21 protein-coding genes and 1 pseudogene are annotated in these 23,134 nt (G+C 73.8%); 14 read left to right on the forward strand and 8 right to left on the reverse strand.

The genetic code is table 11. From position 1 onward, the window contains the following. Positions 1–147: 147 nt before the first annotated feature. From AC2CHG_RS11705 to AC2CHG_RS11740, 8 genes are all read left to right on the forward strand, one after another. Positions 148–1,314 carry a sensor histidine kinase gene (locus AC2CHG_RS11705; RefSeq protein ID WP_484524729.1) on the forward strand — a complete coding sequence of 389 codons (1,167 nt, stop codon included), beginning with the start codon at positions 148–150 and terminating at the stop codon, positions 1,312–1,314. Further along, positions 1,302–1,997 (forward strand): response regulator, encoded by a 696-nt coding sequence (locus AC2CHG_RS11710; RefSeq protein WP_484524730.1) that lies wholly within the window; start codon positions 1,302–1,304, stop codon positions 1,995–1,997. Before AC2CHG_RS11705 ends, AC2CHG_RS11710 begins: the two co-directional genes overlap by 13 nt. A 46-nt stretch (positions 1,998–2,043) precedes the next feature. Then, entirely contained in the window at positions 2,044–3,408 is a 1,365-nt protein-coding gene (locus tag AC2CHG_RS11715; RefSeq protein WP_484524731.1) for a glutamine synthetase family protein, read from the forward strand. Between the two features lie 120 nt (positions 3,409–3,528). Next, a complete protein-coding gene (locus AC2CHG_RS11720; RefSeq protein ID WP_194799774.1) occupies positions 3,529–4,884 on the forward strand; it encodes an aldehyde dehydrogenase family protein in 1,356 nt (451 codons plus the stop codon). 5 nt (positions 4,885–4,889) lie between these two features. After that, positions 4,890–5,657, forward strand: a complete 768-nt coding sequence (locus tag AC2CHG_RS11725) for a 3-oxoacyl-ACP reductase (RefSeq protein ID WP_269696304.1) — start codon at positions 4,890–4,892, stop codon at positions 5,655–5,657. Further along, the gene (locus tag AC2CHG_RS11730; RefSeq protein WP_194799775.1) at positions 5,654–6,367 is read left to right on the forward strand and encodes a gamma-glutamyl-gamma-aminobutyrate hydrolase family protein; all 714 of its coding nucleotides are present in this window, start codon (positions 5,654–5,656) and stop codon (positions 6,365–6,367) included. Before AC2CHG_RS11725 ends, AC2CHG_RS11730 begins: the two co-directional genes overlap by 4 nt. A gap of 206 nt (positions 6,368–6,573) precedes the next feature. Then, positions 6,574–10,242: a SpoIIE family protein phosphatase gene (locus AC2CHG_RS11735; RefSeq protein WP_194799776.1), complete on the forward strand. Its 3,669-nt coding sequence runs from the start codon at positions 6,574–6,576 to the stop codon at positions 10,240–10,242. A 54-nt stretch (positions 10,243–10,296) separates the two neighbouring features. Continuing rightward, on the forward strand, positions 10,297–11,544 hold the full coding sequence (locus tag AC2CHG_RS11740; RefSeq protein ID WP_194799777.1) for an FUSC family protein: 1,248 nt from the start codon (positions 10,297–10,299) through the stop codon (positions 11,542–11,544). 20 nt (positions 11,545–11,564) lie between these two features. Here AC2CHG_RS11740 and AC2CHG_RS11745 read toward each other — a convergent pair whose 3' ends face one another. Continuing rightward, positions 11,565–11,909 (reverse strand): STAS domain-containing protein, encoded by a 345-nt coding sequence (locus AC2CHG_RS11745; protein ID WP_194799778.1) that lies wholly within the window; start codon positions 11,907–11,909, stop codon positions 11,565–11,567. A 64-nt stretch (positions 11,910–11,973) separates the two neighbouring features. Between AC2CHG_RS11745 and map the strand changes: the two genes are divergently transcribed. Both map and AC2CHG_RS11755 read left to right on the forward strand, forming a co-directional pair. Beyond that, positions 11,974–12,831 carry a type I methionyl aminopeptidase gene (gene map / locus AC2CHG_RS11750; protein WP_073830294.1) on the forward strand — a complete coding sequence of 286 codons (858 nt, stop codon included), beginning with the start codon at positions 11,974–11,976 and terminating at the stop codon, positions 12,829–12,831. Then, complete coding sequence (locus AC2CHG_RS11755) at positions 12,828–13,544, forward strand: VIT1/CCC1 transporter family protein (protein WP_269696306.1); 717 nt, start codon at positions 12,828–12,830, stop codon at positions 13,542–13,544. Before map ends, AC2CHG_RS11755 begins: the two co-directional genes overlap by 4 nt. Positions 13,545–13,566: 22 nt before the next feature. Here the strand turns inward: AC2CHG_RS11755 and AC2CHG_RS11760 are convergent, their stop codons facing one another. The 7 genes from AC2CHG_RS11760 to AC2CHG_RS11790 form a co-directional block, all read right to left on the reverse strand. Further along, positions 13,567–14,295 carry a nucleotidyltransferase domain-containing protein gene (locus AC2CHG_RS11760; RefSeq protein ID WP_194799780.1) on the reverse strand — a complete coding sequence of 243 codons (729 nt, stop codon included), beginning with the start codon at positions 14,293–14,295 and terminating at the stop codon, positions 13,567–13,569. 100 nt (positions 14,296–14,395) lie between these two features. Then, positions 14,396–14,863, reverse strand: a complete 468-nt coding sequence (locus AC2CHG_RS11765; protein WP_269696307.1) for a nitroreductase family deazaflavin-dependent oxidoreductase — start codon at positions 14,861–14,863, stop codon at positions 14,396–14,398. A 153-nt stretch (positions 14,864–15,016) separates the two neighbouring features. Continuing rightward, positions 15,017–17,695, reverse strand: coding sequence for an FtsX-like permease family protein (locus AC2CHG_RS11770; RefSeq protein ID WP_484524732.1), 2,679 nt, complete (start codon positions 17,693–17,695; stop codon positions 15,017–15,019). Continuing rightward, complete coding sequence (locus AC2CHG_RS11775; RefSeq protein ID WP_194799783.1) at positions 17,692–18,423, reverse strand: ABC transporter ATP-binding protein; 732 nt, start codon at positions 18,421–18,423, stop codon at positions 17,692–17,694. The genes AC2CHG_RS11770 and AC2CHG_RS11775 overlap by 4 nt, the downstream gene beginning before the upstream one ends. A 19-nt stretch (positions 18,424–18,442) precedes the next feature. Continuing rightward, positions 18,443–19,024 carry a PadR family transcriptional regulator gene (locus tag AC2CHG_RS11780; protein ID WP_013284661.1) on the reverse strand — a complete coding sequence of 194 codons (582 nt, stop codon included), beginning with the start codon at positions 19,022–19,024 and terminating at the stop codon, positions 18,443–18,445. Positions 19,025–19,093: 69 nt separating this feature from the next. After that, positions 19,094–19,537 carry a ferritin-like domain-containing protein gene (locus tag AC2CHG_RS11785; RefSeq protein ID WP_484524733.1) on the reverse strand — a complete coding sequence of 148 codons (444 nt, stop codon included), beginning with the start codon at positions 19,535–19,537 and terminating at the stop codon, positions 19,094–19,096. Continuing rightward, entirely contained in the window at positions 19,534–19,983 is a 450-nt protein-coding gene (locus tag AC2CHG_RS11790) for a hypothetical protein (RefSeq protein ID WP_262013660.1), read from the reverse strand. The genes AC2CHG_RS11785 and AC2CHG_RS11790 overlap by 4 nt, the downstream gene beginning before the upstream one ends. Positions 19,984–20,246: 263 nt before the next feature. Between AC2CHG_RS11790 and rimP the strand changes: the two genes are divergently transcribed. The 4 genes and pseudogenes from rimP to AC2CHG_RS11810 form a co-directional block, all read left to right on the forward strand. Then, positions 20,247–20,897 carry a ribosome maturation factor RimP gene (gene rimP / locus AC2CHG_RS11795; protein ID WP_262013632.1) on the forward strand — a complete coding sequence of 217 codons (651 nt, stop codon included), beginning with the start codon at positions 20,247–20,249 and terminating at the stop codon, positions 20,895–20,897. Next, complete coding sequence (gene nusA / locus AC2CHG_RS11800) at positions 20,894–21,937, forward strand: transcription termination factor NusA (protein WP_013284665.1); 1,044 nt, start codon at positions 20,894–20,896, stop codon at positions 21,935–21,937. The genes rimP and nusA overlap by 4 nt, the downstream gene beginning before the upstream one ends. A gap of 15 nt (positions 21,938–21,952) precedes the next feature. After that, positions 21,953–22,289 (forward strand): annotated as a pseudogene (locus tag AC2CHG_RS11805) (YlxR family protein). A 93-nt stretch (positions 22,290–22,382) separates the two neighbouring features. Beyond that, the coding region (locus AC2CHG_RS11810) for a translation initiation factor IF-2 N-terminal domain-containing protein (RefSeq protein ID WP_484524734.1) at positions 22,383–23,134 on the forward strand (752 nt) is incomplete at its 3' end.

Consider the following 23,134-nt stretch of genomic DNA (forward strand, 5'->3'; position numbering starts at 1 on the left):
CGCGGGCCGATACCTCGTACCACCGGATTTCAGGTACAGCTGCCTGTAGTGCCCTGGGCGGCAGTCGCCGGGCAGACTTGGCGCCGGGCCGGGACACCGCCCCGGCGGTACGCGGAAAGGCATGCTGTGACGTCAGGACGACGATGGGTGCAGGTGTGGCATGCTGCCGTGTTCCTGCTGGCGGCACTGGCCACCGGAATCGCGACGTTGTGCGCGCTGCCGCTGCTGTGCCATCCGAGGCTCGCCCGGAGGTGGGCGAACTGGCACCGGAGCCGAGCCGGCCGTCTGCTCGGGACGCCCTTGGCGGCACGTCCCGCCCTGCGCGTGCCGGCCCGCCGGGCCTGGGCCGATCCGGCCACGCTCCGCGACCTGCTCTGGCTGCCGGTGAACGCCCTCACCGGGACGGTGCTCGGTCTGCTCACGCTGCTGTGCGTAGGCAACCTCGTGCCCGCCGCGGTCGCCACACCGCTGTGGTGGGCGTTCGCGCCGGAAGAACGGCCCCGGCTGTTCATCGACATCCCGGTTACCGGCTGGACGTCGGCTCTCACCCTCGGGCCCCTACAGATGCTCCTGCTCGCGGCGCTGGCGTACCTGGCCCTGCCGCCGATCGCCCGCGCGCACGCCCGGATCTGTCTGGCGGTGCTGTCGCACTCCACGGCCGAACAGCTCGCCGACCGGGTCGCCGTGTTGACCCGTACCCGGGCGGACGTGCTCGACGCGCACGGCGCGGAGCTGCGCCGGATCGAGCGCGACCTGCACGACGGCACCCAGGCCCGGCTGGTGGCCATCGCCATGCGGCTGGCCGTGGCCCGACGGGCGCTGTACGACAACCCCCGGAACGAGCAGCTCCTGGAGGATCTTCTCCGGGACGCCCACGAAGGAACCGAGGAGGCGATGACCGAACTCCGTGAGGTGATCCGCACCGTCTACCCGCCGATCCTCGCCGACCGCGGCCTGACCGGTGCGTTGACCGCGGTGACGGCCCGCTGCGGCGTGCCGACCCGGCTGGACGTCGGTGACCTCGACACCGTACCGGCGGCGGTGGAGGCCGTCGTCTACTTCGCCGTCGCCGAGGCGCTCACCAACGTCACCAAGCACAGCCGGGCGACAGCGGCCGGCATCACGGTGACCCGCAGGGCCGACCGGTTGTCGGTGGCGATCACCGACAACGGCGTCGGCGGCGCCGACGATCGGGTCGGCACCGGCCTGGCTGGAATCCGTCGCCGCGTGCTCGCGCTCGACGGGGCCGTCGACGTCGACAGCCCGGCCGGCGGGCCGACGACGATCACCATGGAGTTGCCGTGCAGGTTGTGATCGCCGAAGACAACGTGCTGCTGGCCACCGGGCTGAAACTGCTGCTCAACAGCGTCGGATTCGACACCGTCGCCATCGCGGGCGACGCGGCGGGTTTCCTCACCGCCGTGCGGGACCACCGGCCGGACGTCGCCATTGTCGATGTCCGGTTGCCGCCGTCGTTCCGCGACGAGGGCATCCGGGCCGCCCTGAAGGCCCGTCGACAGCATCCCGACCTGCCGGTCCTGGTGCTGTCGCAGTACGTCGAGCAGCAGTACGCCGCCGAACTCCTCGCCACCACCGGCGGCGGGGTCGGCTACCTCCTCAAGGATCGGGTCAGCCGGGTGGACGAGTTCGTCGACGCGCTGCGCCGGGTGGCCGCCGGTGGCACCGCCATGGACACCGAGGTCGTCGCCCAACTCCTGGCCCGCCGCCGGGACCCCATCTCCGTCCTCACGCCCCGCGAACGTGAGGTGCTCGCGCTGATGGCCCAGGGACACGACAACACCACCATCGCCGACCGGCTCGTCATCACCGACAACGGCGTACACAAGCACATCGGCAACATCTTCACCAAGCTGGGCCTCGCCGTGACCGACAGCGGCCACCGCCGCGTCCTGGCCGTTCTCACCTACCTCAACGGGGCGGGCGGGCCTCCGCCCTCGACCGATCGCGTTTGCGACGGTGGCCGCAGGGGGCATTGACGGTGATCCGGTTCTGCCAGTAGACCTTGGTGATGGAGGCGCGTCGATGAGGAAATCTCCGCTCTCGCTGGAACAGCTGCGGGTCGCCGTCGCCGAGGGTGAGATCGACACGGTGGTGCTCGCCCTCACCGACATGCAGGGCCGACTGCAGGGCAAGCGGTTCCACGCGCCCTACTTCCTCGACCAGGTGGTCACGCACGGCAGCGAGGGCTGCAACTACCTGCTCGCCGTGGATGTCGACATGAACACCGTCGACGGGTACGCGATGTCGAGCTGGGAACGCGGCTACGGCGACTTCGCCATGCGCCCCGACCTGGACACGTTGCGCCGGATGCCCTGGCAGCCCGGCTCCGCGCTGCTGCTGGCCGACCTGGAGTGGCTGGACGCCTCCGGCCCGGTGGTCGCCTCGCCCCGGCAGATCCTGCGCCGCCAGCTCGACCGGCTGGCCGCGCACGGGCTGACCGCGTACGCCGGCACCGAGCTGGAGTTCGTGCTCTACCGCGACTCGTACGAGGAGGCGTGGCAGCGCGGCTACCGCGACCTGACCCCGGCCAACCAGTACAACGTGGACTACTCGCTGCTCGGCACCGCCCGGGTCGAGCCGCTGCTGCGCCGCATCCGCACCGAGATGGCCGGCGCCGGGCTCACCCCGGAGAGCGCGAAGGGCGAGTGCAACCTCGGCCAGCACGAGATCGCCTTCCGGTACGACGAGGCGGTGCGCTGCGCCGACCACCACGTCATCTACAAGAACGGCGCGAAGGAGATCGCCGCCCAGGAGGGCATGGCGATCACGTTCATGGCCAAGCCGAACGAGCGGGAGGGCAACTCCTGCCACATCCACTTCTCGCTGCGCGACGCCTCCGGCTCGTCGGCGATGCTGGGCGACGGGCCCGCGCACCTGAGCGTCACCGGGCAGCGGGTGCTGGCCGGGCTGCTCGCCACGATGCGCGAGTTCAGCCTGTTCTTCGCGCCGAACATCAACTCCTACAAGCGCTACCAGCCCGGCTCGTTCGCGCCGACCGCGCTGCGCTGGGGCACCGACAATCGCACCTGCGCGCTGCGGCTTGTCGGGCACGGGCAGGGGATGCGGGTGGAGAACCGGGTGCCGGGGGCCGACGTCAACCCGTACCTGGCGATCGCCGCGCTGGTGGCCGGCGCGGTGCACGGGATCGAGAACGAGCTGGAACTGGGCGACGAGTGCACCGGGAACGCGTACGACGACCCGGACGCCGAGCGGGTGCCCACCACGTTGCGTGACGCGCTGGACCTGTGGCAGCGCTCGGAGGTGGCCCGGGAGGCGTTCGGCGACGAGGTGGCCGCCCACTACGCCAACCAGGCGAAGGTCGAGCTGACCGCCTTCGACGCCGCGGTGACGGACTGGGAGCTGACTCGTGGCTTCGAACGCCTCTGACCCGCCGTCGCGCCCCGCTGTCCACGTCGATCTTGCACTTGCGGCCCCCGGCCGGGGTGTTGTGCGGCTTTTGCCGGGGCAGCAACTGCAAGATCGGCGGGGAGAAGGGGAGGGGCGCGCGTGGGTGAGGTGATTTCGCCTGTCGACGGGGCGGGGATCGGGGTCGTTCCGGGGTGCTCCGTCGAGGACGTGGATGCGGCGGTCGCGCGGGCTTCCGCGGCGTTCGAGACGTGGCGTCGGGTGGCGCCGGGGGATCGGGGGCGGCTGCTGCGGCGGTTCGCCGCCCGGGTCGACGCGCATCTGGATGAGCTGGCGCTCCTGGAGGTGCGCAACGCCGGGCACACCATCGGCAACGCGCGCTGGGAGGCGGGCAACGTCCGCGACGTGCTCGACTACTACGCGGGCGCGCCGGAACGGCTGACCGGGCACCAGATCCCGGTGCCCGGCGGGCTCGACGTGACCTTCCACGAGCCGCTGGGCGTGGTCGGCGTGATCGTGCCGTGGAACTTCCCCATGCCGATCGCCGGCTGGGGGTTCGCCCCGGCACTGGCCGCCGGCAACACGGTGGTGCTGAAACCGGCCGAGCTGACCCCGCTCACCGCGCTGCGCCTGGCCGAACTGGCCCGCGACGCCGGCCTGCCCGACGGCGTGTTCACCGTGCTGCCCGGTCGGGGCAGTGTGGTCGGCGAGCGGTTCGTCACCCACCCGGCGGTCCGCAAGATCTGCTTCACCGGCTCGACCGAGGTCGGCACCCGGATCATGGCCGGCTGCGCGGCCCAGGTGAAGCGGGTGACGCTGGAGCTGGGTGGCAAGTCGGCGAACATCGTCTTCGCCGACGCGGACCTGGAGAAGGCGGCGGCGACAGCGCCGTACGCCGTCTTCGACAACGCGGGCCAGGACTGCTGCGCCCGCTCCCGGATCCTGGTCCAGCGCCGGGTGTACGACAGGTTCCTGGAACTGCTCGAACCGGCCGTACGGGCGGTGCGGGTGGAGGACCCGGCCCGGGACACGGCCGAGATGGGCCCGCTGATCTCCGCCGCGCACCGGGACCGGGTCGCCGGGTACGTCGACGGGGCGGACGTCGCATTCACCGGCTCGTGCCCCGACGGTCCCGGCTTCTGGTACGCCCCGACGGTGCTGCTCGCCGGCTCCCCGGCCGATCGGCACTGGCGGGAGGAGGTGTTCGGCCCGGTCGTCTCGGTGCTGCCGTTCGACGACGAGGCGGACGCGATCCGGCTCGCCAACGACACCGAGTACGGGCTCTCCGGCTCGATCTGGACCCGGGACGTCGGGCGGGCGGTGCGGGTGGCCCGCGCCGTCGAATCGGGCAACCTCAGCGTCAACTCGCACTCCTCGGTGCGCTACTGGACCCCGTTCGGCGGGATGAAGCGTTCCGGCCTGGGCCGGGAGCTGGGTCCGGACGCGCTGCACGCCTTCACCGACGTCAAGAACGTGTTCATCGGCACCGAGGAGTGATCACAGTGCAGGGACGGCTTTCCGACCGGGTGGCGGTCGTGACCGGCGCGGGCAGCGGCATCGGGCTGGCCACCGTACGGCGTTTCGCCGCCGAGGGCGCCCGGGTGGTGTGCGTGGACATCGACGCCGACGCCGGTACCCGGGCCGCCCAGGAGGTGGGCGGCGAGTTCGTCGCCGCCGACGTGGCCGACGAGACGGCCGTGCATGACCTGTTCGACGGGGTGGTGCAGCGGCACGGCCGGGTGGACGTGTCGTTCCACAACGCGGGCATCTCGCCGCCGGACGACGACTCGATCCTGGAGACCGGCCTGGACGCCTGGGAGCGGGTGCTGCGGGTCAACACCACGAGCGTCTACCTGTGCTGCAAGTACGTCATCCCGCACATGCGGCGGCAGGGCAAGGGCTCGATCATCAACACCGCGTCGTTCGTGGCGCTGATGGGCGCGGCCACCTCGCAGATCGCGTACACGGCGAGCAAGGGCGGGGTGCTGGCGATGACCCGGGAGCTGGGCGTGCAGTTCGCCCGCGAGGGCATCCGGGTCAACGCGCTGTGTCCCGGGCCGGTGGCGACGCCGCTGCTGCTGGAGTTGTTCGCCAAGGACCCGGAGCGGGCTGCCCGGCGGCTGGTGCACGTGCCGATGGGCCGGTTCGGCGACCCGACCGAGATCGCCGCCGCGGTGGCGTTCCTCGCCAGCGACGACGCCTCGTTCATGACCGCCGCGCAGTTCGTCGTCGACGGCGGCATCACCGGCGCGTACGTCACTCCGCTATGACGCGACCTGTCATCGGCATCACCGCATACGTCGAGCCGGCCGGCTGGGCGGTGTGGCGGGACGTGCCGGCGACGCTCGTGCCGCACGCGTACGTCCGGGCGGTCACCGCGGCGGGCGGCCGGGCCGTGGTGCTGCCCCCGGACGACGCCGACGCGGACGTGCTGGGGCTGCTGGACGGGCTGCTGCTGGCCGGCGGCGCGGACGTCGGCCCGGAGCGGTACGGCGAGCCGCCGGACCCGCGCACCGAGAGCCGGCCGGAGCGCGACGCGGGGGAGACGACGCTGTTGACCGCCGCGCTCGCCGCCGACCTGCCGGTGCTGGGCGTGTGCCGGGGGATGCAGCTGCTCGCGGTGGCGTACGGCGGTCTGCTGCACCAGCACCTGCCGGACGTGGTCGGGCACGACGGGCACCGGCCCGCGCCGGGCGTGTACGGGTCGCATCCGGTGCGCTTCGCCACCGGCAGCCGGGCCGCCGAGGTGATGACCGGGGTGGACCGGGTCAACTCGTACCACCATCAGGCGGTGGCCGACCCCGGCGGCCTGGCGGTGACCGGCTGGGCCGACGACGGGGTGGTCGAGGCGGTGGAGGATCCGGCGCGGCGCTTCGTGCTCGGGGTGCAGTGGCATCCGGAGAACGAGGCCGATCCGCGGCCGGTGGCCGCGCTGGTCCGGGCCGCGATGTCGGCCAGATCACACACCCGCGTTTCGTAGGTGCGCGGACAGCCGAATCGGCGGTCCCGCCGACCCTGCGAGGTCGCCCGAGTCGCCCCGGAGCGTCGGTTACGCCAGGATGACACGGAGGTAAGCAGCGTCGAACGGTGCGGGTGCGTTACGTTGCTCGACCGTCGGGGTAGTAGGCGGGGACGGTCGGCGTGACAGCGCCGACCGTCGTGATCATGGCCGGAGCGGGAGGCTGCATGAGCTCGGCCCAGGGGGGCGGGGGCGACAGTCGTTCGTCCCCGGCGGCCGGCGAGGCGTCACTGTCGCCGCTGCTCGCCGCGGCGTTCGCGGCCGGCGGCGAGATGGGCGAGCGGCTGCGCGCCTTCGACTGGCGCGCCACCCCGCTCGGCAGCCCGGACCGCTGGCCCGCCGCGCTCAGCCACGCGATGAGCACCATGCTGTCGTCCCGCGCCCAGATGGTGGTGTTCTGGGGCGAGGAGCATCTCGCCTTCTACAACGACGCCTACCGGCCCACCATCGGCGACAAGCACCCCGCCGTGATCGGGCAGGCCGCGCACCGGCACTGGGCCGAGACCTGGGACGTGCTCGGCCCGCTGCTGGACGGGGTGCGCCGCACGGGCGTGCCCTACCGGGGTGAGAACCACCCCTTCGTGCTGAACCGGCACGGCTTCCTGGAGGACGTCTACTTCGACGTCTCGTACGACCCGATCCGCGACGTCGACGGCAGCGTCAGCGGGATCTTCTGCTTCGTCAACGAGACCACCGGGCGGGTGCTCGGCGAGCGCCGGCTGCGCGCCCTGGCCGAGCTGGGCAACGAGCTGGGCGACGTGCCGAGCATGCTCGAACTGGGCCGGGCCGTCACCCGTGTGCTCGACGCCCACCGCGCCGACGTGCCGTTCAGTGCGCTGTGGTTCCCCGACGAGCGCGGCACGCTCGTGCCGGGCGGCTGCTCCGGCGTGGATCCGGCCACCGTCGCCGATCCGCCGCCCGGCCTGCCCGAGGGCGAGCCGTTCACCGAGCCGCGCTGGATCGCCACCGCCGACCTGCCGGGCGCGATGCCGCCGGACGCCGCCGGCCAGGCGCTCCTGCTGCCGCTGACCGCGACGAACGAACCGGCCGGTGTGCTGCTGCTCGGGGTGTCCCGGCGGCTGCCGTTCACCGACGACTACCGGGACTTCGTCGACCTGGTCGCCGCGCAGGTGTCCCGGGCCGTGGGCAAGCAGCGGGCGTACGAGCAGGAACGCGCCCGCGCCGCCGAGCTGGCCGCGCTGGACCGCGCCAAGACCAGCTTCTTCGCCAACGTCAGCCACGAGTTCCGTACCCCGCTGACGCTGGTCCTCGGGCCGATGGAGGAGATGCTCGCCGACCGGGAGCTGCCCGAGCGGTACCTCGACCTGCTCACCGTCATGCACCGCAACGGGCTGCGTCTGCTCAAGCTGGTCAACACGGTGCTCGACTTCTCCCGGCTGGAGTCCGGCCGGTTGGCCGCCCGCTACCAGCCCACCGACCTGTCCGACTACACCTCCAGGCTGGCCAGCACGTTCCGCTCGGCCACCGAGCGGGCCGGGCTACGCCTGGTGGTGGACTGCCCGCCGCTGCCCGCGCCGGTCTACGTCGACCGGGACATGTGGGAGAAGATCGTCCTCAACCTGGTGTCGAACGCGGTCAAGTTCACCTTCGACGGCGAGATCCGGGTCCGGGTCCGTGCCACCGACGGCGCCGCCGTCCTGGAGGTGACAGACACCGGCGTCGGCATCGCCCCGGAGGAACTGCCGCAGGTCTTCGAGCGGTTCCACCGGGTGGCCGGTGCCCGCTCCCGTACCCACGAGGGCACCGGGATCGGGCTCGCCCTGGTCCGCGAGCTGGTCGAGATGCACGGCGGCACTGTCACCGCGCACAGCGTCGTCGACCGGGGCACCACCTTCACCGTGACCATGCCCTTCGGGTACGCGCACCTGCCCGCCGACCGGGTGGCCGCCCTGTCGCCGGTGCCGCTGAGCGAACCGGAGCAGGCCCGCCTGTACGTCGCCGAGACGGCGCTGTGGACCGACGAGGTGGCCCGCCCCACCGGGCTGCCGGAGCCGTCCGGCTCACCCGGCGGGTCCGGCCGAATCCTGTTCGCCGACGACAACCCCGACCTGCGCGAGCACGTCGTCCGGCTGCTCTCCCCGGCGTACGAGGTGGTGGCCGTGCCGGACGGCGTGGAGGCGCTGCGGCTGGCCGTGGAGACCCCGTTCGACCTGGTGCTGACCGACGTGATGATGCCCCGGCTGGACGGCTTCGGGCTGGTCGCCGCGCTGCGCGCCGAACCGGCGACCCGGCACGTGCCGATCGTGCTGCTCTCCGCGCGGGCCGGCGCCGCCGAGGAGGTCGCCGGCCTGTCCACCGGCGCGGACGACTACCTGACCAAGCCGTTCTCCAGCCAGGAGCTGGTGGCCCGGGTGCGGGCCAACGTCGAGCTGGGCCAGTTGCGCGGGCAGATCATCCGCCGCCTGCGGGCCCTCGCCGACGCCGCCGTGGAGATCAACACTGCCCGGTCCACCGCCGAGGTGGTGCGGGTGGCCGCCCGGCACGCGCTGCGCCTGGCCGAGGCCGGACGCGTCCGGGTCACCGCCACCGGGGCGCGCCACGAGGAGGACGCCGGCGGCGACCTGCCCGTCGAGCCGACAGTGGTGCTGCCGCTCACCGGCACCGCCGGCGAGCAACTCGGCGAGCTGCGGGTGTGGCGCCGCGAGGGCGGCGGCACCGAGGAGGCGGCGCTGGCCCAACTGGCCCGGCTGATCGGCGTACGGCTGGAGAACGCCCAGCTCTACGAGGCCGAGCACCACATCGCCACCACGCTCCAGCACAGCCTGCTGCCGCGTACGCTGCCGCAGTTGCCCGGCGCGGTGGTGGCCAGCCGCTACCTGCCCGGCAGCGCGGACGTGGAGGTCGGCGGCGACTGGTACGACGTGATGGCCACCGCCGACGACGACCTGGTGCTGGTCATCGGTGACGTGGTCGGCAAGGGCGTGCGGGCCGCCGCGGCGATGGGCCAGCTCCGCAACGCGCTGCGGGCGTACGTCCTGGAGGGCTACGACCCGGGTGAGGCGCTGACCCGGCTCAACCGGCTGGTCCACTCCGCCGGCAGCGGCTCCTTCGCCACTGTGGTCTGCCTCGGCTTCTCGCCGCGCACGGGCCGGATCCGGTACGCCAGCGCGGGTCATCCGTCACCCCTGCTGATCCGAGGAGACGACGTGGCGTTCCTGCACGATCGGGCCCTCGGACCGCCGATCGGGGCGATCCCCGGCGCCGTCTACCCGGCCGCCGAGGGCGAACTCGCACCGGGCAACCGGCTCCTGCTCTACACCGACGGCCTGATCGAGGACCGGTCCGCGGGCATCGACGCCGGGCTGGGCCAGTTGCGGGCCGACGCGACGGCGCGCGCCGGGCACGTGGCGGACCTGGTCGACGCCGTCATGGCCCGGGTGGCCGAGCGGTCCCGGCACGACGACGTGGCGGTGCTCGCGCTGGAGGCGGCCGAGCTGAACCGGTTCGCGCTGCGCCTGCCCGCCGACCCGACCCGGCTCAGCGTGCTCCGCAAGCGGCTGGAGGACTTCCTCGTCGCCCACCACGTCGGCGAGACCGACCTGTTCGACCTGACCGTGGCGGTCTCCGAGGCGGCGGCGAACGCGATCGAGCACCCGGTCGACCCGGTGGACCCGACGATCGAGGTCGAGGTGACTATCGCCGACCGCACGGTCACCGCGACCATCCGGGACAGCGGACGCTGGCGGGAGTCGAGCGGGTCGAGCTTCCGGGGACGCGGGCTGGCGCTGATCCAGGCGCTGGGGGAGATGGACGTGACGCGTACGGAGGCGGGCACCGAGTTGACGCTGCGCCGCCGGCTGACCGACCGGAACTGAGGGCTGTTGTCGCGTAAAGCGGATCAAATACGGCGAAGTCCCTAGGATCGCCTCATGGGGCGTGAGTCGTTCCGTCCTTCCCGCGGCAGCGGGGACGACCCGGTAGGTGCGGCGTGGACGGCGATTCGCCGCACCGGCCGGGCCACTGCGCGGGATCGGCTGCGGCGGGTGCGGTTGAGCCTGCTCGTGGCGGTGCAGTGCGGAGTGGCCGCCGCAGTCGCGTGGTGGGTCGCGAAGGATCTGATCCACAACCCGCAACCGCTGTTCGCGCCCGCCGTCGCGGTCGGCACCATCGCCAGCTCGGTGAGCCAGCGCTTCCGCCGTACGCTGCTGCTCATCGCCGGCGTGGCGGTGGGCATCGCGCTGGGCGACCTGCTGGTCTCCTGGATCGGGCAGGGATACGTCCAGATCGGCGTCATCGTCGCCGCCGCGATCCTCGTCGCCGTCCTGCTCAGCGACGAGGGGGCGTTCGTCACCCAGGTCGGCGGCAGCGCGATGGTGATCGCCGTGCTGTTCCCGGCCCGGACCGACATCGCGCTGCCCCGCTTCGTCGACGGCGTCGTCGGTGGGGCGGTCGGCATCCTGGTCGCGGTCGTGGTGCTGCCCCTGCACCCGATCCACCGGATCCGGCGGGCCGGCCGGCCCCTGCTCGACCAGATGGCCGCCGAGCTGGACCGTCTCGCCGACGCGGCCCTGGCCCGGGACGCCGAGCTGGCCCGTCAGGGTCTCGACAGGCTGCGCCGGCTCGACACCTCGGAGGTGGAGGCCGCAATGTCGGGCGCCGACGAGGTCGTCCGCATCTCGCCGTTACGGTGGCACAACCAGAGCGCGCTGCAGGGATGGCGGCACGGCGCCATCCTCATGATCCGCTCCCTGCTGCACAGCCGCGACGTCGCGCTCAACCTCGAACGCGCGATCCGTGACGACGAGCCCGTCCCGCCGTCGCTCGCCGAGGCCGCGCGGTGCCTGGCCGAGGCCGCGCGCACCGTCGGTGCGGGCTGGTCCCCGTCCGCCGGCCGGCCCTCCCGTTCCCAGCGGGCCGCGATGTCGGCCCTCCGCCTGGTTCAGGAGGCATTGCGCAGCGGCCTGCGCGTCAGCGGCATCAACGTGGCGAACGAACTCACCATCATCGCGGTGAACACGATCCGGGCGAGCGGGGTGCGCAAGCGCGACGCCGAGTCGCTGCGTCGTGATCTCGCCCCGGACACCGCGGGGGAGACGGGAGAGCGGCACCCCGCGTCGGATCGCGGGCGGCCGGAACCGGGGCCGGGCCTGTCGCCCGGGATGGGAGAGGCCTCCTAGCCGGAGGGCGCCCGAGTCGGTCAGGGCCGGGCGAGCCAGTCCTGGTCGCCGAGGCCGGAGATGTCCAGCACGCGCCGGACCTGCGGGGACGGCAGCACGGTGAGCGCGGCCGGGAACCGCTGGGCGAGCCGGACCACGGCGTGGATGGCGGCCGAATCGAAGAAGGTGACCGCCCGCAGGTCGAGCGTGAGCTGCTTGGCGGGCTCGCGGAGCGCGGTCTGGAACATGGTGTCGGCGGTCGCCATGTCGACCTCGCCGGTCACCTGGACGCGCAGTCGGTCGCCGTCGACCTGCGCCGTCACGGAGAACACGGGCGCCGCGCCCCCTTGATCCACGGAGCAACAATGGCACAGCGTTTGCGGCACGGCAACAACCTGCCCGGCGGGCCTGTGGCGGGGGGCACACCACCCCCGGCGATAGGCTTGGGCCATGACCGTCCGTGCGCCGCTGACCCCCGGCACGCTCTCCCCGTGGCGAGCGGTCCCCGCCCACATCCCGCGCCCGGAGTACGTGGGTAAGAAGCGTCCCCAGGAGTGGCGCGGATCGCACGTGCAGACGCCGGAGACCATCGAGAAGATGCGCGTGGCGGGGCGTCTCGCCGCCCAGGCCACCCAGCTCGCCGGTGAGCACTGCAAGCCCGGGGTGACCACCGACGAGATCGACAGGGTGGTGCACGAGTTCCTCTGCGACCACGGCGCCTACCCGTCGACGCTCGGCTACCGGGGCTTCCCCAAGTCGTGCTGCACGAGCCTCAACGAGGTCATCTGCCACGGCATCCCGGACACCACGGTGCTCCAGGACGGCGACATCATCAACGTCGACGTCACCGCCTTCCTGAACGGCGTGCACGGCGACACCGACGCCACGTTCTGCGTGGGCGAGGTGAGCGAGGAGGCCCGCCTGCTGGTCGAGCGGACCCACACGGCGATGATGCGCGGCATCAAGGCCATCGCGCCGGGCCGGCAGATCAACGTCATCGGCCGGGTGATCGAGTCGTACGCGAAGCGCTTCGGCTACGGCGTGGTCCGCGACTTCACCGGACACGGCATCGGCGAGGCGTTCCACAGTGGCCTCTACGTGCCGCACTACGACAGCCCGCGCCCCACCGACGTGATGGAGCCCGGCATGACGTTCACCGTCGAGCCGATGATCACGCTCGGCACCTACCAGTACGACATGTGGGACGACGGCTGGACCGTGGTCACCAAGGACCGCCGGTGGACGGCCCAGTTCGAGCACACCATCGTCGTCACCGACGACGGCTACGAGATCCTGACGCTGCCGTGACCGACACCCCTGCGGCACTGCGCGAGGCGCACCACGCGGACGTCTCCGGCGGCTGGCTGCGCCCGGCCGTCTTCGGCGCGATGGACGGACTGGTCACCAACATCGCGCTGATCGCCGGTGTGGGCGGCGGCGGGGTGTCGCCGCGCAGCGTGGTGCTCACCGGCACGGCCGGCCTGGTGGCCGGCGCCATCTCGATGGGTCTCGGCGAGTACACGAGCGTCCGGTCCGCGAACGAGCAGGTCGCCGCCGAGGTGGCCAAGGAGCGGCGCGAGCTGGAACGCCACCCGGAGGCCGAGGCCCGGGAACTCGCAGACGCCTGGGTCGCCCGTGGACTGCCCCGCGAGCTGGCGACGCAGGTCGCCGAGGCGGTACGCGCCAACCCGGAGGAGGCGCTGCGGGTACACGTACGGGAGGAGCTGGGCGTCGACCCCGACGACCAGCCGAGCCCGTGGGCCGCCGCGATCTCGTCGTTCATCTGTTTCTCGATCGGCGCGCTGGTGCCGCTGCTGCCGTACCTGCTCGGCTTCACCAGCCTCTGGCTGGCGCTCGCCGTCGGCGGCGTCGGCCTCTTCGTCGCCGGCGCGGTCGTGGCCAGGTTCACCAACCGCGCCTGGTGGCGCAGCGGTCTGCGGCAGTTGCTGCTCGGCGCGCTGGCGGCCGGCGCGACCTACCTGATCGGCGCGCTGATCGGCGTCGGCGGCGGCATCGGCTGACGGTCGGCCGTCCAGCCGGCCGTCAGCCGGACAGCAGGTCGTCGATGGTGCCGTCGACCGGCCGGCCCCGGGCGGCCAGTTCCTCGGCCTGGCGGGTCAGCGCCGCGCCCACCTCGGTCATGTCCGCACCGGCCAGCCCGGTACGCCGCACCGCGTCCCCCGGGTCGCGGAAGTAGGTGCGGCTGAACAGCCCCTGCACGGTTGCGGCAGCCAGCCGTGCCTCGCCGAGCATGAGCAGCGCCTGGTCCGTCTCGTACCACTCGGCCAGCCGCAACGCGCGGGCGTGCGCCGCGCTGCCCCGGTACCACGCCTGCCGCGCCGCGCTCGTGAACTCCGCCGGCCGGGCGCGTGCCAGGCGCGCCAGGTGCTCGTCGCGCAGCTTCCGCAGCCAGCCGGTCGGATCGTGCAGGGCGCGGGTGGTGACGTACCGGTCCGCGGCCAGCGGCCAGCGGGACGTGATCGTCGTCGCCCGGCGCAGGTAGTCGTCCGCCCCGGCCACCGTGAGGTCGACGAGTACGCCGTCCACCCGCCGGGTGGCGGGCGGCGGTCCGGCGCCGGGCCGGTAGGTGACGACCAGCAGGCCGACCTCGCGGTCCCCGCCGCCGTCGTCTTCGCCGTGCGCGAGCGGACCGTGTACGGCGACCGCCAGCACGTCGGCCGGGAACCGCCGCAGGACGGCGTCACCGACCCGCTCGGCCACCTGCCACCGTGGATCGTCCAGACGCCGCTCGGCGTCCACGTCGAGCGCCACGGTCCACCTCCGACAGATCGCCTGCGGCAACCCTAGCCAGATCGGGACCGGCAGCCCCGGTGGCGCGGATGTCGGATTGTGCGCGTCTGCGGCGGGGCGCTCAGGCGTTCGGGGCCAGGCGGAACACGCGGATCTCGCGGCCACCGGCCCGCTCGACGTACGTGCGGTACGCGGGCCACTCCTGCACCAGCCGCTGGAACAGCCGTTCCCGTTCCTCGCCGGTGACCTGCTGGGCGGTGACCGGGATCCGGCGTCCCTTGACGTCCACCTCGGCGGCCGGGTTCGCCATCAGGTTGAACGTCCAGGACGGCTGGTGCTGCTGCCCCCAGTTCGAGCCGATCACCACGTAGGCGTCGCCGTCGGGGACGTACACCAGGGGGTTGCTGCGGGGCTTGCCGGAGCGGCGGCCGGTGGAGGTGAGCACCAGCGTGGGCACGAGCCCGAAGGCGACCACGCGGCCCTTCGTCATCCGGCCGACCAGCCGGTCGGCCGGGACGAGCAGGCGCATGGTGGCGCCGAACCAACGCTGGTGACCGAGACGGCGGGTGAGGGTTCCCAGGGCTGACATCCGACAAGTGTGCCGCCCACACCGCGCCCCGTCACCCCCTCGGACGGTCAGTCCGCCCCAAGGTCGACTCCATCTCCCCGAAGTGGTGGCATCCACCCCGCCGCGATGCCGCCACTCCGGCGGAATGGTGTGGATCATGCATGGGCGGCCGGCTCAGTCGAGCCGGCGTTCGATCGGCAGGCGGGACCGGGTGAGCAGCGCCGCGCCGCCCATCGCCACCAACGGCACCACGACCAGCACGGCGAGCGTCACGCCGGGCACCGTCACCGGGTACGGCGGCTGCACCGGCCAGGACTCGGCGTACCGCTGGTTGAGCGAGGCCAGGACGACCACGGCGGAGCCGAGCCCGGCGACGATGCCCAGCGCCGAACCGAGCACCGCGATCACCCCGGCCTGGCAGAGCGACAGCAGGCGGCGTACCCGGGGATCGGCCCCGACCGCCGCGAGCGTGGACAGGTCCCGGCGGCCCTCGGCGGCGGCGAGGCCGGTGGCTACCGCGGCGGCGCCGAGCGTGATCACACCGGAGGCCACCGCGAGCAGGAGCAGCATCGGGCGCTGGTCCGACGGCGGGTCGGCGGTCGCCAGCTGCGCCGACATGGGTCCGATGTCGAACAGCTCGTCGGCCAGCATCTCCATCTGCCGGTCGGTGGGCGAGCCGGCGGTGTCCAGCAGGTAGCCCATCGGCACAGCGGTCAGGCCGAGCGCGTCCGCGGCGGCGGGGGAGAGCACCAGCCGGTCGACTGTGAGACCGCCGCGCAGCGCGTACGCGGGCAGGAGACGCCCGGTGGGCGGGCCGCCGGAGTTGTCGTTGACCTCCACCCGGACCTGCCCGTCCACCACCCGCCGGGCGTCGGTGACCACCACGCCGCCGGCGGCGAGCGTCCGGCGCGCGGCGGCCAGTTCGTCGTCCGGCGCGCCGGTGAGCGCGGCCAGCGCGCCGCCGTCGTCCACGAGCGCCGGCAGGTAGACGTCGACAGGTTCCTGGAAGGGGCTCACGCAGCGCGGATCCCGCCGGGCCGCGTCGGGGACCGGGCCGGCGGCGTCGTACGGGCAGCGCTGCTCGGGCGGAACGAGCGCGTACGCGGTGCAGTCGTTCTTGTCCCGGACGTCGCCGACGCACCCGGGGGTCGCGACGGACACCACTGTGGCGTCGGGCAGGACCGCGCGGGCCCGAGCGGCGACGACCTCGGCCGACGGTGGGTCCGCCGGTGTCTCACCGGAGTGGGTGAGCAGCACGTTCCCCGGCGGCAGGCCGGGTTGCCAGAGCTCTCGCGACCGGGTCTCGTCGCTGGCCACGTAGACGCCGAGCGCGACGCTTCCGGCCACCGCCGCCATCACCGCCGAGATGGCGGGCGCGGCCGAGGAGCGGTTGCGGCTGGCGTCACGCAACGCGAGCCGGGGGGTCAGCGGCAGCAACCGGCCGGCCCGGCCGAGCACGCCGACCAGCGACGGGGTGCAGAACACCAGCCCCAGTTCGCCCAGCGCGACACCGGCCAGCACTCCGGTCTGCGAGGTGCGGCCGGCGGCGAACGCGGCGATCGCGGTCCCGGCGACGGTGAGCGCCACCCCGATCAGCAGCCAGCGGCGACGGGGCCGGGTCGCGTCGCGCCGGCCGGCCAGGCCGGTCGCCACGTCCTGCCGGGCCGCCGCCCAGGCCGGCGCCATCGCCGCGAGCACCCCGGCCAGCACCGCCGTCGCGGCGATCGCCACCAGCGCGGCCGGGAAGATCCGGTACGCCCCGAGGCGTTCCCCGAGCAGGTACTGCTCGACGATCGGCCGGCCGGCGAACGCGGCCCCGACGCCGAGCAGCATGCCCAGGGCGGCCCCGCCGGCACCGAGCACCACCCCGTCGGCGAGCACGATCCGGCGCAGGTGGGAGGCGTCGCCACCGGCCACCGCGACGAGTGCGAGGTCCCGCCGCCGGCGCCGGACGCTCACCGCGAAGGCCGGGCCGACAAGCAGCACCACCTCCAGCAGGCCCAGCCCGCCGACCACTCCGACGACGCCCGCCTCGTCGGCGTCCGGTACGGACATGCCGCGGCTGAACTCCTGCCGTCCCGGCAGCGGGCTGCGGACGACGACCTGGACGCCCTGCGCGTTCAGCCGGTCGGCGAGCCCCGGTTCCAGCGGGCCGGGCAGGTCCACCAACCAGGTGTCGCTGCCGGCCGTGCCGTCCGGAGTCACCCCGGGCAGCGTGATGACGTCCCGGAGGTTGTCCGGATACTCCACCACCCCGACCACCCGGTATGTGGTGCCGTCGATGGTGCGTACCGGGTCGCCGATGCGGGTCTCCAGCCGGCGCAGCGCCGTCGGGCTGACCGCGATCTCGTCGGGGCGTACCGGCGGCCGGCCGTCGCGTACCCGGGCCAGCGGCCGGGTGAGCGGGTCGGTCAGGTCGACGGCGCGCGCCTCGATCGACTCGACGTGCCGGTCCACCCGTGTCGAGAACGTCATCCACCAGCGGGTGCGAGCCAGCCGGCTGCCCTCGGGCAGCAGCGCGCGCACCTCCTCGGCGGTCGCCGGACGGGTCCGGCCGACCCACTCGCCCTCGACCGGCCAGGCCGACTCGCCCCAGGCGTCCTGCGTCACCGGCGTCAGGCTGTCCCAGCGCAGGGCGACGTCGGCGCCGCCGAGCTGGCGCTCGATGCGCTCGGCGCGGGTCAGATCACCCATGTCGTAGCTGACCGCGGCGAAGCTGAGGCCGAGAACCGGCAGCGCGATCATCACCAGCACCAGCAGCGTGCGCCGCCGGGACCGCCGGGCCTCCCGGCGGGCGATCCGCAACGCGGTCCGCCACGATCCGCGTACGGCGGCGAGGCGGCCGCCGGTCACCGGCTGCTGCCGCTGAGCAGGTGGTCGACGCCGATCAGCGGGGCGGTCGAGTCGACCATCACCCCGTCGCGCAGGAAGACCACCCGGTCCGCCCAGCCGGCGTGCCGGGCCTCGTGGGTGACGAGCACCCCGGCCGCGCCGGCGTCCACCCGGCGGCGCAGCAGGTGCAGCACCGCCTCGCCGGTCTGCGAGTCCAGCGCGCCGGTCGGCTCGTCGGCGAGGACCAGGCGGCGTTCGCCGACGAGGGCCCGGGCGATCGCCACCCGCTGCTGCTGGCCGCCGGACATCTGGTCCGGGAAGCGGTCGGCCAGGTCCTCCAGGTCGACCTCGCGCAGCGCGGCCAGCGCCGACTGGCGGGCCGCCCGTACGCCGGTGCCGTCCAGTTCCAGCGGGAGCGCCACGTTCTCCACGGCGGTCAGGCTGCCGAGCAGGTTCAGGTCCTGGAAGACGTAACCGATCCGGCGGCGCCGCAGCCGGGCCAGCTCGCGGGCGGACAGCCCGACCAGCGCCTCACCCTCGACCACCACCTCGCCGCCGGTGGGCCGGTCCAGGCCACCGGCGAGCGCCAGCAGCGTGGACTTGCCGGACCCGGAGGGGCCCATCACGGCCACGAGTTCGCCGGCCCGCACGGTCAGGCTCACGCCGCGCAGCGCGTGCACGGCGGCCTCACCGGCGCCGTGGGTCCGGCGGACGTCCCGCAGTTCCAGCACCCCGTCGATCGGGTCCATCAGCGCCTCCCGTGCCGGGTCACCGGCGGGCTTCGTCGCCGGCCCGGTCCACCGCCTCGGGGTGGTCGACCGCCCGGATCGGCGCCGGGCGGTGCCGGACCAGGCTCGTCTCGCAGTGGTCGAGCCACCGCACCTCGGCCTCGGTCTGGAAGATCATCGCGTCCAGCACCAGCCGCCAGGGTAGATCCTCCGGCTTGTCGCTCGTGTACTTCAACCGGGTGAACTCCTGGAGCGCGCGCATGGTGGCGGTGCGCTGGGTCTGCACCACCGACCGCACGTCGACGCCGGGGGTGGTCAGCGCCAGCGCCAGTTTGATGGACAGCTCGTCCCGGGGCCGGTCGGCGCGGCTGATCGGCGTGGCGAACCACAGCGCCAGGTCCGCCCGTCCGGCGTCGGTGATCTCGTACGGCCGCTGCCCGCTCTCGTTCTCCGGCAGCGGGCGGACCAGTCCGTCACGTTCCAGCCGGGCCAGCGTCGTGTAGACCTGTCCGATGTTCAGCGGCCAGGTCGACCCGGTCGACTCCTCGAACGCGGCGCGCAGCTGGTAGCCGTACATCTGGCCGCGTTCGAGCAGGGCGAGCAGGCCGTGACGGATGGACATGACCGCGAGTATGCATACCTGGTATGCGCAACGCAACCGGAGGGTTCCGCCGGGTGACCGGCGCCGCGCTCAGGCCGGGCGGCCCGGGAACGGAACGGTGACCGGCGTCACCCCCGCCGTGCGCCGCCAGCGGGTGGCGCGCAACGCGCAGTCGGTGAGCGCGGCGAGCGCGGTGTTCCGGTCCGCGCCGGTGGTGTGCGGCAGCGCGGCCCGCCAGTGCCCGGCCGTCCGCTCCTCGATCTCCACCGCCAGGCGCAGCGCGCTCGCCCGGTCCGTCACCGGGTAGGGCAGCGCGTACCCGGCCCGGTCGGCGGGCACCTGCCCGGAGCCCTCGGCGAGCTGGAGCAGCAGCGCGTCGCGGCGGGACCGGTGGGCCGCCTCGGCGGCACGGGCCGCCGTACGCGCCGCCTCGGTCAGGTGCACGCCGATCACCCCGTACGCCCAGACCGCCGCGTACTCGGCGGCGAGCGCGTCGGCGAGGGCCGTGGCCGGACCGCCTGTCGGGTTGTTCACTTGAGCGCCTCCACGTGGGTCGCCCGGGCGGCGGCAATGGAACCGAGCAGCGCGGCCCGCTCGGCCGGTGCGGCGGCGCACGCCTTGGCCGCGTTCGTCCGGCCCTCCTGCTCGGCCCGGCGCAGCTCGGTGAGCACGGCGTCGGGTGCGGGCGCGCTCGCCGAGCCGGCGGGCGCCGGTGTGCCGGAGGGCGCCGGCCTGCCGATCACGCGGCGTAGCTCCTCGGCGTGCGCCCGGTGCGCGTCGGCGATCGGGGTGAGCCGCCCGGCCAGCGCCGGGTCGGCGGTGGCGGCGGCCCGATAGCGGGCCTCCAGCGCGAGCGCCTCGGCCACCAGCGGCTCCAGCGCGTCCGGCTCCGGTGGCTCCTCGTCGCGGTCGAAAAGATCACAGCCGGTCAGCGGCGCGGTCGCGCCGCCGAGCGCCACGAGCCCGCCGGCGCGCAGCAGCCAGCGCCGGGAATGCCCCGCTCTGACCTGGTCGGATGGTGTTCTGCCGATCCCCACCTGACAGAGTCAACACCATTCGCGCCGTCTCGTGGGTCAGGGTCTCGGTGCGCCGCCGGGTCCGTCGGCGGTCGTTAGCGTTACGCTCTGCGCAACCACCGGGCGCGGACGCCCCGGTGGCGCGCCGGTATGGCGGGCCGATCGCCCGCACCGGCCAGGGACAACACGGCCCGTGGGCCGTGGCAACAGCAGGAGAGGTGCGCGCAATGACGCAGCGTGGCCGTGCCACCCGGTCGACGGGGCCCGCCGGGCGGCCCCGCCGGCCCGACGGCCCCCGCGGCACGGACCGGAGCGGCGCACCCCGCGGCGATCTCGCCGCCCGCCGCAACCGGCTGCGCGAGGTGATCGAACCGGTCGTCACGGCGGCCGGTTACGACCTGGAGGATCTCTCCGTCTCCCGCGCCGGCCGCCGGCACGTGGTCCGGGTGATCGTGGACGCCGACGGCGGGATCAACCTGGACGCCGTGGCGGACGTCTCCCGCGCGGTCTCGGCGGCGCTGGACGCGGCCGAGGAGGCCGGCGGCGACATCGTGGCCGGCGAGTACCAGCTGGAGGTCAGCTCGCCCGGCGTGGACCGCCCGCTCACCCTGCCCCGGCACTGGCGGCGCAACGCCGGGCGGCTGGTGAAGGTCACCGTCCGCGGCGACGCGGGGGACCGCCAGCTCACCGGCCGGATCACTGCTGCCGACGACGAACGCGTGGTGCTGGAGACCGACGCCGGCCCCGCCGAACACCCGTACGCCGAACTCGGGCCCGGCCGGGTCCAGGTGGAGTTCAACCGCCTGGACGACCTGGCCGACGAGGACTTCGGTGACGACACCGACGACGACGAAGATCTGGAGGACGAGGAGAGGTGAACATCGACCTCGCGGCGCTGCGCGCCCTGGAGCGCGAGCGGGAGATCCCGTTCGACACGATCCTCGCGGCGATCGAGACCGCGCTGCTGACCGCCTACCGGCACACCGACGGCGCCGAGCCGCACGCCCGGGTGGAGATCGACCGTAAGAGCGGGGCCGCCTCGGTCTACGCGCAGGAACTGGACGCCGACGGCACGGTGACCCGGGAGTGGGACGACACTCCGCACGACTTCGGGCGGATCGCCGCCATGACCGCCAAGCAGGTGATCCTCCAGCGGCTGCGGGAGGCCACCGACGAGGTGCACTTCGGCGAGTACGTCGGCCGCGACGGTGACCTGGTCACCGGTGTGGTGCAGGCGCACGAGACCCGCCGGGAGAAGGGCATCGTCAGCGTCGACCTGGGCAAGCTGGAGGGCGTCCTGCCGCAGTCCGAGCAGGTCCCCGGCGAGCGGTACGAGCACGGCGAGCGGATCCGCTGCGTGGTCGTGCACGTCGCCAAGGGCATGCGCGGCCCGCAGATCACGCTGTCCCGGTCGCATCCCGCGCTGGTGAAGAAGCTGTTCGCGCTGGAGGTGCCGGAGATCGCCGACGGCACCGTGGAGATCGGCGCGATCGCGCGTGAGGCAGGTCACCGTACGAAGATCGCCGTGCGTTCGACCACCTCCGGCGTCAACGCCAAGGGCGCCTGCATCGGCCCGATGGGCCAGCGGGTCCGGGCCGTGATGAGCGAGCTGCACGGCGAGAAGATCGACATCATCGACTGGTCGGACGACCCGGCCACCTTCGTCGGCAACGCGTTGTCGCCGGCCAAGGCGCTGCGGGTCGAGGTGGTCGACCTGGCCTCCCGTACCGCCCGGGTGACCGTGCCGGACTTCCAGCTCTCGCTCGCGATCGGCCGGGAAGGGCAGAACGCCCGCCTCGCGGCCCGGCTGACCGGTTGGCGCATCGACATCCGGTCCGACGCGGAGACCGCGGCCCCGCAGAGCCGGGGCGGAGCTGATCACGTCCCGGAGCCGGGCGGCGCGATCTCCGGCGGCTAGGGGTAGACTTACTCAGTGGCACGACGCACGATTCCGGAGCGCACCTGTGTGGGCTGCCGGAAACGAGCGCCGGCCAGCGAGTTGTTGCGGGTCGTCGCGATCGGTGACGAGGCTGGTCACATCAGCCTCCGGCCCGATCCGGCCCGCAGACTGCCGGGTCGGGGAGCGAACATGCACCCTGATCCGGCCTGCTTCGCGCAGGCGGTGCGACGCCGCGCCTTCGGGCGGGCACTGCGCCTCACCGGGGTCCCCGACCACGGTGCGCTTGCGGAGCACGTCGACGCGCAACCCCCGACGACCGGTCAAGCCCGACCGGTCGAGGGTCGCTAGCAAGGTAGGACGACCGACATGAGCACACGATGAAGTCCCTGAAATGACCAGGCTTCAAGTGCAGGAGTGAGGTCGCTGCGGGTGCTGCCCGCACGACCTCGGAGTGAGGAGTGCAGTGGCAGGAAAGGCCCGCGTACACGAGCTTGCCAAGGAGCTCGGGGTCGAAAGCAAGACCGTTCTCGCCAAGCTCAAGGAGATGGGCGAGTTCGTGAAGTCCGCGTCCAGCACCGTCGAGGCGCCTGTCGCCCGGCGGCTGCGTAGCGCGTTCGTAGCCGGTTCGTCGGCGCCCGCCGGCCCGCCGGCTGCCGCGCCCAGTGGCCCGGCACCGACCCCGACGCCCACCCCGACCCCGGGTGCCCCCCGGGTCTCGGCCAAGCCGATGCCGCCCCGGCGTCCGGCCGCGCCGACCCCTGGACCGAAGCCCAAGGGCCCGGTCCCCGGCCCGCCGCAGCCGGCGACTCCGGTCGCCAAGCCGGCGAGCGCGCACGACATCGAAGTGGCGGCCGCCGAGGCGCGTGCCGCCGCGCTCAAGGCTGAGCAGGAGGCCGCGGTCAAGGCCGCCCAGGCCGCCCGTCAGCAGCAGCGCGAGACCGTACGCCGGGAGCCCCCGGCCGAGGGCGGTGCTCGCCCGGGTCCGCGTCCCGGCCCGAACGCCATGCCGCCGCGTCCGGGTTCCCCGGCCGCCGGTCGTCCCGGCGGTCCGGGTCAGGGTCAGGGCCCCGGTGCCCGGCCCGGCGGTCGTCCGCCGGCGCGCGGCGCCGGTAACAACCCGTTCGGCATCCAGGGCGGCCAGCAGCAGCGGCCCCCGGCCGCCGGTGCGGGCGGTCCCCGTCCCAGCCCGGCCGGCATGCCGCCGCGGCCCAGCCC

It is taken from the genome of Micromonospora sp. ATLC20, assembly GCF_057196585.1.

Bases quoted from the DNA above. Each gene is read 5' to 3' on its own strand.
- AC2CHG_RS11715 (WP_484524731.1), top strand. From the start codon at position 2,044: ATGAGGAAATCTCCGCTCTCGCTGGAACAGCTGCGGGTCGCCGTCGCC.
- AC2CHG_RS11730 (WP_194799775.1), top strand. From the start codon at position 5,654: ATGACGCGACCTGTCATCGGCATCACCGCATACGTCGAGCCGGCCGGC.
- AC2CHG_RS11735 (WP_194799776.1), top strand. From the start codon at position 6,574: ATGAGCTCGGCCCAGGGGGGCGGGGGCGACAGTCGTTCGTCCCCGGCG.
- AC2CHG_RS11740 (WP_194799777.1), top strand. From the start codon at position 10,297: ATGGGGCGTGAGTCGTTCCGTCCTTCCCGCGGCAGCGGGGACGACCCG.
- map (WP_073830294.1), top strand. From the start codon at position 11,974: ATGACCGTCCGTGCGCCGCTGACCCCCGGCACGCTCTCCCCGTGGCGA.
- AC2CHG_RS11765 (WP_269696307.1), bottom strand. From the start codon at position 14,863: ATGTCAGCCCTGGGAACCCTCACCCGCCGTCTCGGTCACCAGCGTTGG.
- AC2CHG_RS11775 (WP_194799783.1), bottom strand. From the start codon at position 18,423: ATGGACCCGATCGACGGGGTGCTGGAACTGCGGGACGTCCGCCGGACC.
- AC2CHG_RS11780 (WP_013284661.1), bottom strand. From the start codon at position 19,024: ATGTCCATCCGTCACGGCCTGCTCGCCCTGCTCGAACGCGGCCAGATG.
- rimP (WP_262013632.1), top strand. From the start codon at position 20,247: ATGACGCAGCGTGGCCGTGCCACCCGGTCGACGGGGCCCGCCGGGCGG.